This is a genomic window from Nocardia miyunensis NBRC 108239 (assembly GCF_001613065.1).
In the GTDB taxonomy this organism is placed as follows: domain Bacteria; phylum Actinomycetota; class Actinomycetes; order Mycobacteriales; family Mycobacteriaceae; genus Nocardia; species Nocardia miyunensis.
In genome coordinates this window covers 14459-32898 of the sequence record NZ_BDBQ01000045.1, presented here as the reverse complement: position 1 = coordinate 32898, position 18440 = coordinate 14459, and the positions used below count along the sequence as shown (strand labels likewise).

General features: G+C 67.6%; 11 protein-coding genes. 7 read left to right on the top strand and 4 right to left on the bottom strand.

From position 1 onward, the window contains the following. Nucleotides 1-2: 2 nt before the first annotated feature. From NM2_RS19465 to NM2_RS19455, 3 genes are all read right to left on the bottom strand, one after another. Nucleotides 3-1661 carry a hypothetical protein gene (locus tag NM2_RS19465; RefSeq protein ID WP_067670611.1) on the bottom strand — a complete coding sequence of 553 codons (1659 nt, stop codon included), beginning with the start codon at nt 1659-1661 and terminating at the stop codon, nt 3-5. A gap of 72 nt (nt 1662-1733) precedes the next feature. Next, nucleotides 1734-2165: a YbaB/EbfC family nucleoid-associated protein gene (locus NM2_RS19460; protein ID WP_067670609.1), complete on the bottom strand. Its 432-nt coding sequence runs from the start codon at nt 2163-2165 to the stop codon at nt 1734-1736. Nucleotides 2166-2209: 44 nt separating this feature from the next. Next, on the bottom strand, nt 2210-3598 hold the full coding sequence (locus tag NM2_RS19455) for a hypothetical protein (protein WP_067670665.1): 1389 nt from the start codon (nt 3596-3598) through the stop codon (nt 2210-2212). A 137-nt stretch (nt 3599-3735) separates the two neighbouring features. Here NM2_RS19455 and NM2_RS19450 point away from each other — a divergent pair, with 137 nt between their 5' ends. Both NM2_RS19450 and NM2_RS49130 read left to right on the top strand, forming a co-directional pair. Further along, entirely contained in the window at nt 3736-5640 is a 1905-nt protein-coding gene (locus NM2_RS19450; RefSeq protein ID WP_169816196.1) for a type VII secretion target, read from the top strand. A 142-nt stretch (nt 5641-5782) separates the two neighbouring features. Further along, the gene (locus NM2_RS49130) at nt 5783-7819 is read left to right on the top strand and encodes a hypothetical protein (protein ID WP_067670604.1); all 2037 of its coding nucleotides are present in this window, start codon (nt 5783-5785) and stop codon (nt 7817-7819) included. A gap of 26 nt (nt 7820-7845) precedes the next feature. On the opposite strand, the gene NM2_RS19440 is transcribed toward NM2_RS49130, so the two are convergent. Further along, nucleotides 7846-9111 carry a hypothetical protein gene (locus NM2_RS19440; RefSeq protein WP_067670602.1) on the bottom strand — a complete coding sequence of 422 codons (1266 nt, stop codon included), beginning with the start codon at nt 9109-9111 and terminating at the stop codon, nt 7846-7848. Nucleotides 9112-9327: 216 nt separating this feature from the next. On the opposite strand from NM2_RS19440, the gene NM2_RS19435 reads away from it, so the two are divergent. The 5 genes from NM2_RS19435 to NM2_RS19415 all read left to right on the top strand — a co-directional run bounded on the left by NM2_RS19435 (nt 9328) and on the right by NM2_RS19415 (nt 18412). Further along, entirely contained in the window at nt 9328-10281 is a 954-nt protein-coding gene (locus NM2_RS19435; protein WP_067670599.1) for a C40 family peptidase, read from the top strand. Between the two features lie 381 nt (nt 10282-10662). Next, nucleotides 10663-12423, top strand: coding sequence for a type VII secretion AAA-ATPase EccA (gene eccA / locus NM2_RS19430; protein WP_067670597.1), 1761 nt, complete (start codon nt 10663-10665; stop codon nt 12421-12423). A gap of 4 nt (nt 12424-12427) precedes the next feature. After that, nucleotides 12428-13981: a type VII secretion protein EccB gene (gene eccB / locus NM2_RS19425; protein ID WP_067670595.1), complete on the top strand. Its 1554-nt coding sequence runs from the start codon at nt 12428-12430 to the stop codon at nt 13979-13981. A 3-nt stretch (nt 13982-13984) separates the two neighbouring features. After that, nucleotides 13985-17992, top strand: coding sequence for a type VII secretion protein EccCa (gene eccCa, locus NM2_RS19420; RefSeq protein ID WP_067670593.1), 4008 nt, complete (start codon nt 13985-13987; stop codon nt 17990-17992). 105 nt (nt 17993-18097) lie between these two features. Next, on the top strand, nt 18098-18412 hold the full coding sequence (locus NM2_RS19415; RefSeq protein WP_067670591.1) for a hypothetical protein: 315 nt from the start codon (nt 18098-18100) through the stop codon (nt 18410-18412). Nucleotides 18413-18440: the final 28 nt, after the last annotated feature.

Genomic DNA, 18440 nt, shown 5'->3' with positions numbered 1-18440 from the left:
GCTCACAGCGAATTCGACCGCTCGCGCGCCCGCTCGACGACCAGCCGGTGCAGCACCCGCGCCGGAGCGCCCGCGCGCTCGCCGCGCAGTTCGACCTCGGCGAATGCCGCCACCAGCGCGTCGCGCGGGTTGAAGCGCCCCTGCGCGAAGGCCCGGCTGCTCAGCGCTGACCGCCAGCGCCGATAGCCACCGGCGACCCGGGCCAGCGTCTCGGTCCCGTGCCACGGCCCGCTGATGCGGTGATATTCGGTGATCAGCGTCCGCTGCGCGAGTCGGCGCGCCTGCGGACCTGCCGCGTTCTGCGCGATCGCGCCGAAAGCGTAGATCATCGTCGAATACACCGGCCGGGCCTCGAATTCGAGGATGGATTCACCGGATTGTGTTGTCGTACGGAGCTTTTCGGACAGCCGATCATGGTCGGTGATCGCCGTCCCGTCGAGCAGGATCCGTGCCCCGGATTTCGCATCGGCCGGTTTCTTCTCGCGTGCCGGTTTCGGCACTACACGGGATACCGCACCATCGGTGAGCTCGGTGATCTCGATCCCGGCCAGGACCAGGAACGGATGCCGCTCGAGCATGGCGTCGACGGCCGCGGCGATCTCCCGCACCGTCTTGTCGTCGACATCGCCGGTATCGAACCCGACCAGATCCAGATCGTGCCGATCCGCCAGTGCCCGTGCCGCAGCGGCGCCGGTACGTTCCGCGCCCACCGAGATCCGCGGCGGTTGCGGTTTTCTGCGTTCCGGTCGCGAGGCCGGTTCCGGCTCGAGCGGGATCCGGCCGGGCGCGCGTCGCCGGGGCGGAAGTACCTGTCCGGGTGCGGGATTGCCGGGGGAACTCGGCGACCACGGTGTTCCCGCCGCGTTGCGCTGCGGTGCGGCCTTGGCGCCCGGCCACGGGATGTCCGAGGACGGAACCTTCGACGACGACCCGGCGGCGGCGGTCGGGGCCTGCGGTTTCGACGCCGTGGTGGCCGACGCGGGGGCCGAAACGGCTTGCGGCGCACGGGTCTGAGCCGCTGGAGAACCCCCGGCGTCGGCGGCGGAGTCCGGTGACTGCTGCCCGGAGGTCTGCGGGGCGGTTCCGGAATCTGCGGGATCGGATGGCGATGAGGTGGGATCGGCGGGACTGATGCCCGGCTGATATGCCGAAGCCGCGGGGGCCGCGGTGGTATCGCCGGGAGCCGTGCTGTCGCCGGAACCGGTCGTGGTGGCCGGGGCGGACGATGCGGTGGCGGAATTCGGGTCCGTCGTGTCGCCGGACGCGGATGTCGCCGCCGGCGCGGACGTCGGTTGTCGCTGCCCCGCCTGATTCGATGTGCTCTCCGGCGCAGCGGAATCCGAGCCGGAACTCTGCTGACGCAACTGCTGGGCGCCGGTCTGGTCCTGGACGTTGATCGCGTCGGTGGCGTCCCCGATGTTCTTTCCCAGGGTGCGCAGATTGTCGACCAGGTGCGTGAAGCTGGTCAGCCCGTTCTTCGCGGCGGGTTCGTAGTTCTCGCCGAACACGCGCCCGGGTTCGTCGTGACCCCAGCACTCGCCCTCCCGGTCCAGGGCGTCGCGCAGTTGGTTCAGATCCTGCTGCGCGTCATCGGCGATGGCGGACAGTTCGGTCGTCAGCGCATGCGCCAGATCGGCGTCGATTCGCAACGACTCACCCATGCGCGACCCTTCGACCTCCGCTGGCCGGTGCGAGAGGATGATCGCCCGTTACCGGCCGCTGTCGCTACATTGTCAACTCTTCCCGCTGGCGGGAAGCTCGTCATCCGGAAGCGGATCCCGGAGGCTGGGGGCGCCGGGCACCAGGTCGGCCAGCTCCGGCATCGCCGCCGCGGCCTCCGCGATCGGGGCGAGGATGGTCTGCGCTTGTTCGTGCGCACGCCGTGCGGCCTCTCGTCCCGCCTCGGTGACCGAGCGACCGAGGGTGTCGGGGTTGCTGCGCATGGCTTCCGGCGCGAACCGCACCTCGGTCAGCACACCGGCGGTGTCCACGGTCACCTCGACCAGGCCGTCGGCCGATTTCGCCGTCGACCGCGCCGCCGCCAGACGGGTCTGGACCTCGGACAGCTGCGCGCGTTGTTCCTCGTAGGCGTCGAGAATGTGTTCGACCTGGTTGCGAATTCCGCTGTTGGCCGACCGCAGTCCCTGTTGTTCCCATCGATCCACGGGACGTCCTCATCGTTCGGTAGGGATGGCTCGAAGGTCCCGCATCAGGCGGCCGGGCTCTGGCGGGCGGCGAATCGCCGCTCGAAATCGGCGATATATCTCGACGGGGCGATCGAGGAGGACGAGTGCTCCAGCACCCCGTCGTCGGCGAGATAGAAGATCGACCGGCCGATCGCCAGTTCTTCGCCGGGCACCGGTGAGTACACCATCCAGCCGACGCTGAACCGTTCGGCGACCAACCGGGACAACGGATATCCGGTGGTGTCGAGCTGCCGCCCGGTGATGTAGTCCCGCACCCGGGCCGTCGCGGCCTCGGCCGGTAGCGGCTCGGGCGCCGGTGGCACCAGCCCCGCCAGCGAACACTGGTAGAGCGCGCCATCGATCCCGCCGTCCGCGCCGAACGTGTCGGCGAGCAGCTCCCGGGTAACCCTGCCCGCCTCCGCAGCCGACACCAATGCCACTGCGGCATAACGGATATCGCCGCGACCGGAGTGTCCTGCCAGATCCGTGACGATATCGGTCACGGTGTCGTGGGTCCACATCCCAGGTACCGCCGAGGCGCACTCCGCCGCCGAGGGCGACTGCCCGCGATACCAGCGTCCCGCTTCCCACCAGTAGCAGAAGGACAGCAGGCCCGTACCCGCACGCGGGTTCAGCACCGGGTCGGCCACCCAATCCGGCGCGCCCGCATAGAGCTTCGGCATCGGCGCGCCCTCGGCGTACGCGGCCCGCAAACTCGGCGCATTCCACACACCGCCCGACAGCACCGCCCGCCCGGACGGGAGCGCGTACAACGTGGAGCCTCCGCGCGCGACCCCCTCGAAGACGCCGGTCCACGGCTGCATCCGCGGGCCCAGCTCCGACCCCGTGGCGACGAAGGCCGCCGCGAGCGTCGCCCACCGCGCCCACATCAGGGGAAAGGGCGGAAATTCGCTTTCGGCCAGCCTCGCCCAGACGCGGGCCGTGCGATCCGAACGTGCTTGGGCCGCAGCCTGATCGGGGGTGCGCCGCTGCCGGTCGCCGTGGCCGACGTAGGCGGCCAGCCAGACCGGCACTCGCGCCCGCGGGATCGCCTCCAGATCGGCGCGGTACACCTCCGGGGTGAACAACTGGCCCGCGGGGAACGGTTCCTCGCCGTAGTCGTACTCGACCTCGAGCGCGCCGGAGTTGTCGAGCACCACCAGCATTCGCCACCACGGCCCCGCGCTCGAATCGGCGGCGGCCGCTCGCAGCCGGCGAACCTGCGCGAGTACCTGCTCCGGTGGATCCATCGAAACCGTCCGGTCGCCGACCGAATACACCAGATGGCCGAGCTCGGCGGTGACGGTCATCGCGAATACCGCGTCCACCCGCTCCCAGCCCAGCGGACCGTGCAGCGTCAGTTCCCGGGCGAGATCGTCATCGGTGGTCGGCCCCCGCGGCTCGTCGGCCACACCGTCCTCCTCGTTCGGGCGTATCCGTCGACCGTCGACGGTATCGGCGGTACGTGCGGCTTCGATCCGACGGCTGTTCCCAGTGATGGGAACGATCGACAATGAGTGGCAACTGCGGTGGGAAGGAGTTGTTCAGCATGCCGGACAACAGCATCCATGTCGACATGGCTACGTTGCGCTGGTTGGAGGAACAACACAGACGGGTCGCCCGCGACACCCGGGAGTGGGCCAAACAGCCCAAGGAATGGCTCGACAATTTCCTGCCGAGCTACGGCACCATCGCCTATCCGGTGTATCAGGCCCTGCAGAACTACTACACCGCCAGGGAAAACGCCGGTAATCATCTCGCCGACCAGCACGACAGCACCGCGGATCAGCTGGCGAAGGCCGTGCTGGCCTACGAGAACGCCGACGACCAGGGCGCGTCGAATATCCGCAATGCCGGTGGGGGACACAGCCATCCGACCGGAACCGATAACGCGATGTTGCCCGGTACGGGGCCGTTCACGAACGGCGGCACCCCTGGTGCCGATCAATATCCCAACGGCGGGGCCTCGCACGGTTCGACTCCGCTGAACGGTGTGGGTGGCCCGGCGTCCACCGATCCCTCTGCCGGGGGCGGGGGCACACCCGCGTCGACCTCGGGAGGCGTCCCGGATCCCGGCGCGATCGGTCAGTCGGGCCCCACCGGCCCGACCGGACCTACCGGTCCCACCGCGCCCTCGGTCGAGCCGTCGCTCGCCGGGCCGATGTCGAACGGCCCGGCGGGATCGCTCCTTTCGGGCGGGTCGGTCTTCGCACCGGGCGACGACCGCGGGGCCGGGCAACCACCCTCGGGCGGCGACGCATCGCCGATCCCCGTGCCGACGCCGTTCGCGGCGGCGGTCTCCGCGGCGCGGGAACGCGACGCGCAACCGGCGTACGTGGTGGGCGAGCCGGTCGACAACGACCTGGTGGTCGCCAAGGCCCTGCTCGGTGCGGTGCTGGCGGCGGTGGATTCATCGGTGCTCGGCCTGCACTGGTCGGTCGCGGTGATGCGGAGTCCCAGCGGCGCGGGCGTTTTCATCACCTCCAACGAAGGTCGCGGCTGGTTCCCCGCCGGGCTTTTCCTGCCGCGCGAGGTATCCACGCCGTGGCTGTGGGACGAGTTCCTGGCGGCCGATTCCGATGAGCTCGGCTCGCCCTGGGAGGGCATCTCGGATCCGGCGCGGGTGCTGGCGGAATTCGGTCTCGCCTGGGGCGCGAAGGCGGGCGCCGAATTGACCGCGCTGGTGTCCTCGGGGCCCATCGACTCGGGATTGCGCGCACGATTCAACAACGCCTCGATGGCCGATATGGTCGGCCCGGCCTACGACGTCGATCTGCGGGTGTACACACCCGACACCGCCGACCGGCTGGGCCTCGCGGGCTCCACGCAGGCGCTGGAACAGGCTGCGGCCGTGCCGGATTCGCAAATCGCGCAACGCAGTCTGGAGTTGGCATCGGACGCCCAGGCGAAGGTGGGGGCGGGCGCGGCACTACCCGCGGACGCCCGCGGCGCCCGAGTACTGCGTCAGCGGATTCTCGACGGACTGCAATCGGGACGTGAGGTCCCGGCCTCGTGGTGGGCGGAATTGCGTGATGCCGATGATCTGCTGTCGGCGGCGATGCTGCCGCGGCGGGTCGATGTCAGCCGGGTCGAGCCCGGGGACCTGCGCGTCGACGACGAGGTCGCCGCGCTGCGCGCGATGGTGTTCGAGCGCCGCTGCAACGAACTGGTGCTGCTGCAGGCCGAGGAGCCGACGCGGCAGCAACTGCGGGACGCGGTGTACGCGCACGATCAGATCGTGAAACATCCACGGTTCGTGGAGGTTCCGCCCGCGGTGTCCGCGGCCGAGTCCGAGCGCGTCGCTCGCCCGGTGATTTCGCCCAGTGGGGTCGTGGCACCGAGTGTCACGGCCGGTCCGCCCCCCGGCGTCGTATCGGCCTCCGCCCCGCCATCGGTGGCGCCGCCGCCGGTGGTGGCGCCACCGACGGCACGGCCGGATGTCTCGCCGGAGTGAGATGAGAAAGTTCGCGGCCGCGACGGGCCGCCTTCGGATAGCCGGTCGGCAGGTCGCCCGATGTACGGCTCCGGTCTCAGGTCCCACCCGTGGGAAGGATCGACGATGGTGAGGTCGACGGTGAAAAGGATCTGCCGGGGCGATGGGTAGTTCATCGGCCAATGGAAAGGACACGCTGGGTTACAACCAGCATCTCGCTCCGGGCGAATCGCTGCAGAACGGCGACAACACCCTGACCTGGGAACCCAACGGCCAGTTGGTTCTCAGCAACAAGGATCACGGTGTTCTGCAGACCTGGAATACGACACTCGCCAAAGGGACGAATGTCGACGACACCCAATTGAGTGTCGGTTCCAGCGGTGATCTCGTCATTCTGAAGGACGGGAAGCGGATCGGGACCGTCAAGGACCTGTCATCGATGGCGTGCACCATCAACGCCGGGCTTCAGTTGCAGAAGAACGGATCACTGGTTGAGACGTCGAGCGGCAAGCTCACCGGCAGGGACTACCACAAGCAGTCGGCATCGGATTACAAATACCCCCTCTATTATCCGGAGGGGGAATCAGACGTTCTGCGGGCGACGATCGCCATGGGAGAGTTGGCGGTCAATACGCTGGCCCGTCAATTACAGTTGAACAAGCCGTCGAAGCGGCCCGATATCCTGAAGAAGCTGACCGACGACAAGCTGATAGATCCGGACGATCATTCGGTGATGCTGGACAAGTACACCGACAAGGTCGACGACATCAATTCCATCAAAAAATGGCTCAACGGCCTGGACGGTGATACCGACGGCCACACCGCGAAGGTCCCCGACTATGTGACCAATGGGCTCAGCTATATCGGCAAGGAGACCAGCGGTGTGCACGACAAGCTCCAGGCCGCCGCGATCGTGATCACCTCGCCCAACGCCACCGGACCGCGCACCACCGCCACTCCTGCCGACAACAAGATACCGAAAAATCTGGAAAACGAGCTCATCGGTGACATCTACGACCTGATCGACAAGGCGCAGGACAAGGTCGATGCCGTAAACCAGCATATGCAGGATCTGAAGCACACGATCGACAAGAATTCCCCGGAATACAAGCAGGGATATAAAGACGGGAAGGCTTCCGGCGGTGGCGGCGGTGGCAGCCATGGTAATGGAAATGGCACCGGAACCGGAACAGGGACCGGCACAGGAACAGGCACCGGCACAGGAACAGGCACCGGAAAGGGGAACGGGACTACGAGTTCGAGCGCAAGCTCCAAAACTCTGGCCGACATCCTGAATCCGAATGATTTCAGTGACGGCACCACGGACGCCACCAGCAGCACCGACGCCACCCAGACCGACACCACCCAAACCGACACCAGTCAATCCGACACCAGTTCGGATTCCGGCCAGCAGTCCCAGACCCAGCAGGCTTCCACGGATACGTCGAATACCCAATCGGCCAGCGGCTCCTCCGGGGATTCGAGCAACGTTCTGAGCACGCTGGTGAGCGCGATCGCTCCGCTGCTGACAACGCTGCCGACGCTGGGCACCACGTTGAACTCGATCAATCACCCGCAGCAGACGCTGAACGGTGACAATGGCGGCAGCGGTAGTTCGAGTACTGCCGTGCCGGGCACTGTGACGGCGACTCCCGCTGTGGCGCATACGAATCCGCAGAGTCTCAGCGATTCGCTCGCCGGTGCGGTGCACGCGGCCGCGGCCACATCGCCGCCGCCCGCGACCAATCCCAATGCCATGGTGGATCTGAAGATGAACGGCGTCGGCTCGGTCAAGGTGCCGTCGGCGGTGGCCGAGGCATTGCACAATGCGGCGCAGAACCCGAATGGCAGCGACGGCTGGGGCGCGTATACCGGCACCGTGGGGCATCCGCCGGGCACCGCTGTCGACAGCTCGCAACTGCAAACCGGCGATATCGTCCAGTGGCAGCACCGCAGTGCGGTGATCGTCAAGGACGATGCCGGAGTGCACGCGATGATCGGTGGCCAACCGGTGCTGCTCGGCGATCCGAACTTCCCCCCCGGCGGCAAGAGTCAGTACGGCGATTTCATGGGGTATTTCCATCCCGGCGGTATCCCCGACGGTTCCGGTCAGCAGGACACGCCCGCCACACAGGTCGTGGCATCGGACGGAGCGCAGAGTCCAGCGCCGGCGGGAGGTAGGAACCCGCAGCCCGCCTGACCCGAATAACGTTGTGCGCGAGCCAGTTACGCTTGGCTCGGGGGAGCGACGGTATTCGGCGCCGCGGTCTGCACACCGGGTGTGGTGGCGTTACCGGGTGCCGGCAGCGCCGGTGGCGAACTGGGCTGCGGCGTGCTGCCGGAATTGTTCTGCTGCGCGGGCGCGGGTTCGCTCTGGGGCGTGGTGGCGGGGTTGTTCCCCTGGGCGGTGGCGGGAAGGCTCTGGGGCGTGGCGGCGGGGTCGCTCTGTGGCGCGGTGGCGGGCTGCGGCGCGGTGGCGGCGCCCGGCGCGTTCGGATTCCCGGGCGCGGCCTGACCCGGATTCTGCTGGCCGGTTCCGTTCTGGCCGTTGTGGTTCTTGTCCTGGTTCGGCTGCAACATCTGGGTCAATGTCGGCGCCAGCGCCATGAGACCCACGGGGATCATCATGGCCAGCGGCGCGAGTTCCGACAGGAGGCTGCCGAGTCCATCACTTCCGGACGAGCTGCCCGTGGACGAGCCGGAGGAACTCCCGGAGGAGGATCCGCTGCCGGATCCGCTGCCGGAAGAGCCGTCCGAAGAGCTGTCGTTCGAGGAACTGCCGTCCGAGGAGCTGCTTCCCGAGGAGTTACCGGCCAGACTCTGGTTGTAGGAGTAGACCGCGTCGACCTTCTTGTAGACCGCCTCCACGGCACTGGCGATGTACTTCATGACGGTGGACTCGTGGCCCTTCAGCAAGGACGCGGGGACGGCCGCCAGGGCGGTGTTGAGCTTCTCGACGATGTCCTGGATGGCGGTCAGGGTTTCGCTGTGCCCGTCCGCGACGTCGAGAGTGGTCTGTGCGACCTGGTGGTCGAATCCCAGGAGTGATGTCTGCGCGGCCTGCACCTTGCTCAGGGCTTGTTTATAGGCGTCGGTGCTCTCGCCTTCTCCGAGATCGGTATACACGACCGGTTGCAGCAGATCGTCGACCGATGGTGGCAGTTCGGGCATATTCCTGCCGAGCAGATCCACCGCGGACTGAATTGCTTCGTGCGCCATCGAAATGAACGCCCGCAAAGCCTTCGACGCGCCGGTGGGGACGGTCAGCGCCGGTACGGTCCAATAGTGCCCGACCTTGCCGGTGGTCGCGGAATCCGCGCTCTGGCTCGTGGTGTCGGCGCTCTGGCTCGTGGCGCTCGTAGTGGCAGCGGGACTCTGGGTGTACTCGTACTGGGGGCTCTGCGCTGTCGCCGCGTCCACCTCCAGCTGCTGCTGGCCGAGGGATGACAGGGGCGCCAGGCCTTCGGCGTCTACCTCTAATCCGTTCGCCATGCTGTCGCATCGCCTCCCATTCAGGTCCCCGTTCATTGTCCGGCCTTCCCGAGATTGGGAAGCAGAATGGTTTCGCTTCCCGGACCGATTGCCGCATAGTCGTCGACAACCCCGCCCCGGAGAAGCGCGGAACACCCGTCGATTCGCGAATGGCGGGCTATTTCGACCGGCCGATGTGAGAGGGCGATCACGAATGAGCGCTGGGGAGTCGGCCCAATGTCGCCACAATTGACAGACGATCTGGACGGGGTATTGCGTTCGCTCCTGGGCCTCTACGGCACCGGGCAGCCGTCCGCGGAGAATACGGCGGCCGCCGTCGCGGAGATCGCCGCCGGCGCGAACGGGCATTCCGGTACCGCGATGAACGGTTACCAGGACGCGCGCAGTATGCAGATGTCGGTCGCCGAGGCACATGCGGGCAAGGATTCGGCGGTCGGCAAGACCGTTTCCGCCGCCGGTGACGGCACGCTCAACGGCCGTAATCAGCTGACCAATCAGATCGCCGACCTGCGGGCTCGCGTCCAGGCGATCTCCGCGTTCGGCGATACCCGATTCAGCGGACCGGCGCTGCTGGCCGCCGCGCACGCCACGATCACCGACGCCACCAAGCAGGTCGATGCCGATGTCGCCGCCGCGCGCAGGCACGCGGCGAAGATCGTTCCGCCCGCGATCCCACAGGCTTCGCGCGGCCGCACCGGATCGTCGAACCGCCGCCGTCGTCGCCGGCCGCGCGCACGATCGACCGGCCGGGCGCTATACCGCCCTCGCCACCCGATCGCTTCGGACGGAACGGCAGGGGGCAACGCGGTCAGCGCGGCCAGCGGCTGGCTCGGTACCCCGTACATCTGGGGCGGTGGCGGCGCCGGGGGGCCGACCGGCGGCGGCTTCGACTGCTCCGGGCTCACCCAGTACGCGATCGCGAAGGCCAGCGACGGAAAAGTTCTCCTGCCGCGGACCACCTACGAGCAGATCTATAGCGGCGTACGGGTTCCGATGCAGGATGTGCGACCCGGCGACCTGGTCTTTCCGGCCAGCTCCTTCAGTGCGCGGGGGCCCGAGCACGTTCAATTGGCGGCCGGTAACGGGATGGTCATCGAAGCGCCGCACTCGGGTTCGACGGTCAGATGGTCGCGGATGCCGAGCGAAGCGGTGGTCGTGCGGGTGATGTGAATCGGGGACGGCCGGTGCGTCGCCCCAACGTCACCGGCCGCCGCCATGGGCGGGTCATCGGGATGAGGGAACCGATGACCCGTGCGGGGTATGAACTCCGCCGGTGCCCGGCAGCCGGATCGCGGCCGCCGGGCACCCTCCTGAGGGGGTTGGGCCGACAGGATGAGGGACTGTGGACCCGAGATCAATCGTACCGCTAAACGACGGCACGATCAATAGCGGTACAACAATTAATGCGTTGATGCAGGCGAGGCGGGTGCGACGACGTCCTCGGCTCGCTCCGATCCGCACACTTCCCATGGGTGGGAACTGTGACGAATCGGCTCGCGACGCCGAGTGTCTATCGTTCGGGCAGGCGAGTGCGGCGAAAGGGAAATCCAGGTGTCTGCGGCCGAGGACGCGTTCTACACGGGTGTCCAATCGTTGGGATTGGTCGCCGGGGGAATACGCAACGAACAGCATGCTCTGGCGGCGTTTCGTGCCGCCACCGATCTGGACCCGGACATGTGCGATGCCTGGCTGGGCCGCGCGATGGCCGGTGAGTGCACCTCCGAGGTGATCTACGGGGCCTACCGTTCCGCGCACAACCTCTACCGCGATCAGCAACGCGCCGGCCTGGTCGATCGCGCGCTGTGGTGTCAGGTCGAGATCGGGATCTACGGATTGCGCGTCGCGATGGCCGATCGCGACCAGATCGCGGTCGCCCAGGCGTGCTCCTATGCCGAGGGCGGTGAGTGGCAGGAGGCCATCGCCATCCTCGATCAGGTGCCCAGCGACGACGTATCGGACTTCGTCCGGATGTCGCTGTACTTCCGGACGAAACGCTGGCTGGATGTGGTCAACGCCCGCCAGGCCAAATCGGTGCTCGAAGACGGATTGCTGGATATCGGCGCCGAACTGATGGCCGCCCGATCGCTCGCGCACCTGGGACGATTCGGCGAGGCGATGCCCCGGGCGCAGCGGATCGTCGAGGACAGCTCCTCGGGCAACCTGTCCTACATCTGGGCGGACGCGCACTTTCTGCTCGGAATGCTGCACCGGCACAACGGCGACAGCGAGACCGCCGACCGAATCCTCAAGGGGCTGCAGGGATCCGGCCTGTGGTCCGAACGTGAGGAATGGCAGCGCGCGGTCCGGGACAAGACCTACACGCTCGAGGTGACCACGCCGGACCTGCTCGCCTCGCGAACCGACCTGTGGGATCCGACCTCCGGACAGGATCCCCGCGAGGCCGCGGCCTCGGCCGCGCGCGAGGAACGCGAAACCCTGCTCACCGAGGCTTCCGACCTGCTGGAGGCCCAGATCGGCATGGACTCGGTGAAGGAACAGGTCGACCGGCTCAAGTCGGGTGTGCTGATGGATCAGGTCCGCGCCAAACGCGGGCTCGCGGTGGAATCCAAATCGCAGCACCTGATCTTCTCCGGTCCGCCCGGCACCGGTAAGACCACCATCGCCCGCGTGATCGCGAAGATCTTCGCCGGTCTCGGCGTCGTGGAGAACTCCGAGGTGATCGAGGTGTCCCGCAACGACATGGTCGGCACCCACCTGGGCCACACCGCACCCAAGACCAATGCGCTGATCGACTCCGCGCTCGGCGGGGTGCTGTTCATCGACGAGGCGTACACCCTGATCCAGGAGGGGCTGTCCGGCGGCGACGCCTTCGGCAAGGAGGCCGTGGACACGCTGCTGGCCCGCATGGAGAACGACCGCGACAAACTCGTCGTGGTCATCGCGGGATACGAGGATCAGATCGATCGGTTCCTGGCCTCGAACGACGGCTTGTCCTCCCGGTTCACCAAGCGGATCCGTTTCGCCAGCTACGGCGCGGGCGAGTTGGTGCAGATCGCGGATGTCATTGCGCGCAAGAAGGATTCGCTGTTGTCGGAAGAGGCCCGCGAGGTGCTGCACGAGCGTTGCACCGAGCTGGCCGAGCAGTCCAGGAACGGCCGCCGGCTGATCGACCTGGTGGGCAACGGCCGGTTCGTCCGCAATGTGGTCGAGGCCGCCGAGGCCGAGCGCGATTACCGCTTCACCAAGGAAAACGTGAATGTGGCGGCGATGAGCGACGAGGAATTGATGACCATCGCCGCACCCGACATCACCGCCGCGCTGGCGGGTTTGGCGCCGACCACGACGGGCTGACGCGGTGCCGCGCTTCCGGGTGGTGACCAAACACCAGATATCGGGGTGGCGATTTCTGCTGCACCGCATCGAGCACGCATTGGTCCGCCGCGACGTGTCCATGGTCGACGACCCGCAGCGCGGCCGGTCCACCGCGTTGTCGATCGGCATCGCGCTGGCATGCGTGATCGTCGCGGGCGCGGCGGTGATGGCGTTCTTCAAACCCGCCAAGCAGGTCGACAGCGCGAATATCGTGTCCGACAAGGATTCCGGCGCGGTGTACGTCCGGCTGAGCGGTCGGTTGTATCCCGCGCTGAATCTGACCTCCGCCCGGTTGATCACCGGTACGGCGGAGAATCCGACTCCGGTGTCGCGCGAGGAGATCGCGAAATATCCGCGGGGGCCGTGGGTGGGTATTCCGGGGGCGCCCGGCACCATCGTCGACGACGGCAGCCGCGACTCGTCGTGGGCGGTGTGCGACACCGCGCGAATCGGCGCCGCCGCGCCGATCGATCCGACCACCGGATTGCCCACGACCGCTTGGTCTCCGGTGAAAACCACGGCGATCTCCGGTGCGCTCACCGTCGACGGTGACTCCGCGCGCCCGCTCGCCGACGGTGAGGCTCGTCTGCTGCGCAGCGGCACCACCACGTGGCTGGTGTACAACGACCGGGAGAAGGGGGTCGTCCGCGCGGCGATCAGCCTCACCGATTCGGCGGTGACCCTGGCGCTGGGCATCGATCCGACCGTGCCGGTGATCGTCGCGTCCGCGGGCTTGATCGATGCCATCGCCGAGGTGCCGCCGCTGCGCGTGCCCACGGTGCCCGGCGCCGGTACGGTGGCCACCCTGACCTCGGGTCTGACCGTTCCGGTCGGGTCGGTGCTGACGATGTCCGCACCGGATCGTGGTGCGTCCTACTACCTGGTCTCGCAGACCGGCCTGGTACAGGTCAGTGCGGTGCTCGCGGCGATGATCCGCAACGCCAACTCGCACGGCACCGTGACGACGATGACGGTCGGGCCCGATGTCGTCGCGGCCAATCTCCGGCCGGGCGCCTGGCCGGGCACGGACACCTTCCCCGCTCGGGCGGTCAAGGTCATCGATTCGCGGTCCACGGTGACCTGCTATCACTGGTCGCGCGGTAGCGGCGATCCGAATGCGGCGACCGAGTTGATCGTCGGCAGGCAACTGCCGCTGACGGCCGAGAAACAAAGCCGGACAGTCGATCTGGTGACCGGACCGGTATCGCACGGCGGTACCGCCGATGCGGCGTTCGTGGACGCGAACGTCGGGCGATTCGTTCAGGTGACCGGGACCGATCCGGGATCGCCGCTGCGCGAGGGCCTGTTCTGGGTCTCCGACAGCGGAGTCCGCTACGGGCTCGACGTCCCGCCCGGCGACAGCGGCGACCAGACCCTGGCCGCACTCGGGCTGCGCTCGCCGGTGCCCGCGCCGTGGAGCATCGTCTCGCTGTTCGCGGTGGGTCCCGCTCTGTCGCAACGGGATGCGCGCATCGAGCACGACGGCGTCGCGGTGGACAAGGCCGCCATCGCGATCCCCAACCAAGCCGGAGGCTGAGCCATGACTGCCACTCGTCGATTCGTGCGACCGGCTCGCGCGGTCCGCGGTCCCAAGGCGCCCGCGATCACCGAACTCCGGCTGCAACCGCCCACCGAACTCCCCAGGCCGGTACCGCCGTCGCGGCTGCGCATGATCATGCCCGTCGTGATGATGGCGGGCATGGGCGGGATGATGGTGATGATGTTCCGCAACGGCGGCGGCATGTCACCGACGATGCTGATGTTCCCGGCCATGATGCTGGTGTCGAGCCTGGGGATGATGGGCGGGGCGGTCAGCGGCAACGGTGCGGGGGGCGCGGCCGGACTCAACGAGGAGCGCAAGGACTATCTGCGCTCGATCGCCGACAACCGCAAGTCCGTTCACGAGGCGGAGGCGGAGCTGTATACGTTCCTGCGCCACACGCATCCCGGTCCCGCCGAGATTTCGCGGCTGGTCGGCGGCACCCGGATGTGGGAGGTGCAGGTCGCGAGTCCGCAATTCCTGCGGGCGCGGGTGGGCCGGGGCCGGATCGCCAACCAGGTGCGGGTGATCGTGCCGGAGGCGGCGCCCACCTCCGACCTGGATCCGGTCGGGGTGGTGGAGGTGACCCGTTTCGCGAAGGCGTACTCGACGGTGGGCGGGATGCCGGTCGCGATCAATCTGCTGTCGGCGCCGCAGGTCGGCTTCGACGGTGACGCCGAGGCGTCGGCGGCTCTGGTGCGCGCGCTGATCGCGGAGGTCGCGGTGCTGCACGGTCCCGATCAGGTGGCCATCGCCGCCGTGCTGCCGAATCCGGACGCACCGGAGTGGGCGTGGCTCAAATGGCTTCCGCACACACAACATCCGAGCGACACCGACGCGATCGGGTCCAGCCGCATGGTCTACCGGACCGTGTCCGAGCTGCGGGCGAAGGTGCTGGCCGGACTCAACCGGGGACCGTTCTCCGCCAATACGCAACCCACCCTGGACCGCACCCACTTCCTGCTGATCGTCGGCGTGAGCGGGGCCGCCACCGAGCGCGACATCTCGGGTATCGACGGATGCACCTGGATCCGGCTGGGTCCGGGTGAGCAGAGCCTGCCGCGGGCGCTGGCGTTCGAGGTCGCCGCCGACCATCAGCTGCACGAGGTGACCTCGCGAGGACATCGGCGGGTCGGCATGGCCGACGCCATGTCGGTGCCCGCGATGACGGCTCTGGCCCGCGGCCTGTCCCCGTACCGTCTGTCGACGGTGGTGGAGGCCGTGGCCGCCGAGCAGGCCAGCGGCGGCACCTCGTGGGAGGACATGGTCGGCGTTCCCGATCCCGGCGCGCTGCGGGTCGAACGGCAGTGGCCCCGTCGCCGCGACAGCGACCGGGCGCGGCTGAACATCCCGGTCGGCCACGATCCCACCGGTCAGGTCGTCTACCTGGACATCAAGGAGTCGGCCGAGGAGGGCATGGGCCCGCACGGCATGTGCATCGGCGCCACCGGCTCGGGAAAGTCGGAATTCCTTCGGACACTTGTGCTTTCGGCTGTGGCGACGCATTCGCCGGACGTGCTGAACCTACTGCTGGTCGACTTCAAGGGCGGCGCGACATTCCTCGGCTTCGACCGGTTGCGCCACGTCACCGCCGTGGTCACCAACATGGAGGAGGAGGCCGATCTGGTCACCCGCATGGAGGACGTGATCAACGGCGAAATCGCGCGGCGGCAACGGATCCTGCGCGACGCGGGCAACTTCGCGAGCGTCGCGGATTACGAGCGCGCCCGCGAGCAAGGCGCGGAGCTGGCGCCGCTGCCGACATTGCTGATCATCCTCGACGAATTCGCCGAACTGCTCGAGCAGCACCCGAGCTTCTCCAAACTGTTCGTGGCCATCGGACGGCTCGGCCGGTCGCTGCGCATCCACCTGTTGCTGGCATCGCAGAAGGTGCCCGCCAACCGGATGGGTGAGCTCGAAGCCCATCTGTCCTACCGGGTTGCGTTGCGTACCAACCAGACCAGCGATTCCCGTGACGCGATCGGCACGGCCGACGCCTACCATCTGCCCAAGAAACCGGGATCGGGTTATCTGCGGGTCGGTTCGGGCGATCTGCAACGCTTTCAGGCCGCCTACGTCGGCAGCACCTATGTCGCCCCTGCGCAGATCTCCGCGGCCAGTACCCAGCGTGCCCGCCGGCCCGGCGGCGGATACCGTCCGCCGCAACGGTTCACCGCCGCGTTCATCCCGAACACGCGGCCGGAGCCGGCCCCCGAGCCCGATCCGATCACACCCGAGACCGTCGAGACCGAGCCGGTGACGGTCATGGAGATCGCGCTGCAGCAGCTGGCCGGTCACGGTCGCGCGGCGCACGCGATGTGGTTGCCGCCGTTGAACGTCGCGCCGACGCTGGAGCGGCTCGTGTCCACCGTGCCCGCGGGGTCGTTGCGGATACCCGTGGCGATCATGGACCGGCCGCGGCAGCAGCGTCAGGACGTGTGGTCGGTGGATCTGTCGGGGGCCGGTGGTCACACGGCGGTCGTCGGCGGCCCGCAGTCGGGCAAGTCGACCGCGTTGCAGACATTGATCATGTCCGCCGCGCTGACGCACACCCCGGAACAGGTGCAGTTCTACTGCCTCGATTTCTCCGGCGGTTTGTCCGCGCTGCGCGGCGTACCCCACGTCGGGTCGGTCGCCTCCGCCCGTGAAGGCGACCGGATCAGGCGAACTTTCGCGCTGATCACCGGCCTGCTGGCGAGCCGGCAATCGTTGTTCGCCGACCTCGGCATCGACTCCATGCGGGAATTCCGGCGGCGGCGCGGTGTACCTCGGGAATCGGCCGAACTCGCCGCTCGCGGCGATGTGCACGGCGACGTGTTCTTCGTCATCGACGGCTGGGATATCGGATTCGCCGCCAACGGACCGTATTTCGACGAGTACCAGCCGGTCATGGAGTCGATCGCGTTGCAGGGCCTCAATTACGGCGTCCACCTGATGGTCAGCAGTTCGCGATGGGCGGCGATCCGCCCGGCGGTCAAGGATCTGGTGCAGACGCGGCTGGAGATGCGGCTCGGCGACCTGACGGACACCGTATTCGGTGCGCACCGGGCGGTCGTCGCGGCCATTCCGCCGGATCGTCCGGGCCGCTGCATCTCCAACGAGGCGCTGCACATGCTCACCGCGCTGCCGCGCATCGATGGTGTGGGCGAATCCGATTCTGCCGCTGCCGGATTGGCCGCTGCCGTGCAGCACTTGAACGAGCGATACGAGAGCCGCAGGGCTCCCGAGGTCAAGCTGCTGCCGGCCGCGATCGGCTTGGACGAGATCACCGCCGCAATCCCGGAGCCGACCACCCTGGCACAGCGCCTGGTGGTGCCGTTCGGTGTCCGCGAGTCCGATTTGAGTCCTGCCACAGTCGATTTCGGTGTCTCGACGCACCTGATCGTGGTCGGCTCGTCGGGGTGCGGTAAATCGACGGTGCTGGGCGCTCTGCTGGAATCCATTGCACGACAGTTCACTCCGGACCAAGCCCGGGTACTGCTGATCGACTACCGCCGCCAGCACATGGACGCGGTACCCGAGGAACATCTGATCGGTTATCTGACCAGTGAGCGCGACCTGATCGAGGGCCTGCCCCCGTTCGCCGCGAAGATGCGCAGCCGCCGGGCGCCGGACGGCGTCACCGCACAGCAGCTCAAGGAGCGCTCGTGGTGGACCGGGCCGGAGATCTTCGTGGTCATCGACGACTACCACATGGTCGCGCAGCGCGGGCAGATGAATCCGCTGGATTCGTTGAAGGACATCATCGTCGACGGTCGGGACACCGGCCTGCACGTCATCGCGGCACGCAATATCGCGCAGGCCGACATGGCCCTCTACGACAACGTGATGGGCCAGATGAAGAACCTCAACTCCTCGGGTCTGATCATGGACGGCTCGCGATTGGACGGTGCGCTCATCGGCGATGTGAAGCCGATCAAGCAGCCGCTGGGCCGCGGGATCTTCGTCGAGCCGCTGCATTCGCGCAAGGATCTCGTCCAGGCTGCCTGGAAGCCGGATCAAGACTGAACCGCAGGTCGGGGCTCGATCGACGGATATCCCCAAGAGTGGGAATGCTTTAGCGTTCTCGATATACGACCCGCACGGGTCTGCATCGCCCGTTAGGAGAATGCCATGGCTCTCGAGGTTACTCCGGAACATCTCTCGGTCATCAGTGGGCAGCTCGGCACCACCCAGGCCGACGTCCTGCAGACCATTACCGAGGTCGCGCCGCTGGTGGTTCCGCTCGCTCCGGCCGCCGACGTCGTGAGCGCGCAGTTGCCGCTCGCGGCTTTCGAACACGCCGGTACTTTCTTTCCGGCCGCGCTGCACGGAATCGGCTGCGGCGCGGAGGCGAGTGCGGTGCTGCCCGTGATCGGCGCGGACTATTTGATCGCCGACCTGCTGGGTGGCGGATCCGTCTTCGGTCGATCGACATTCGTCGAATAATCGACGATTCCTGGTGCGAAAGCTGATG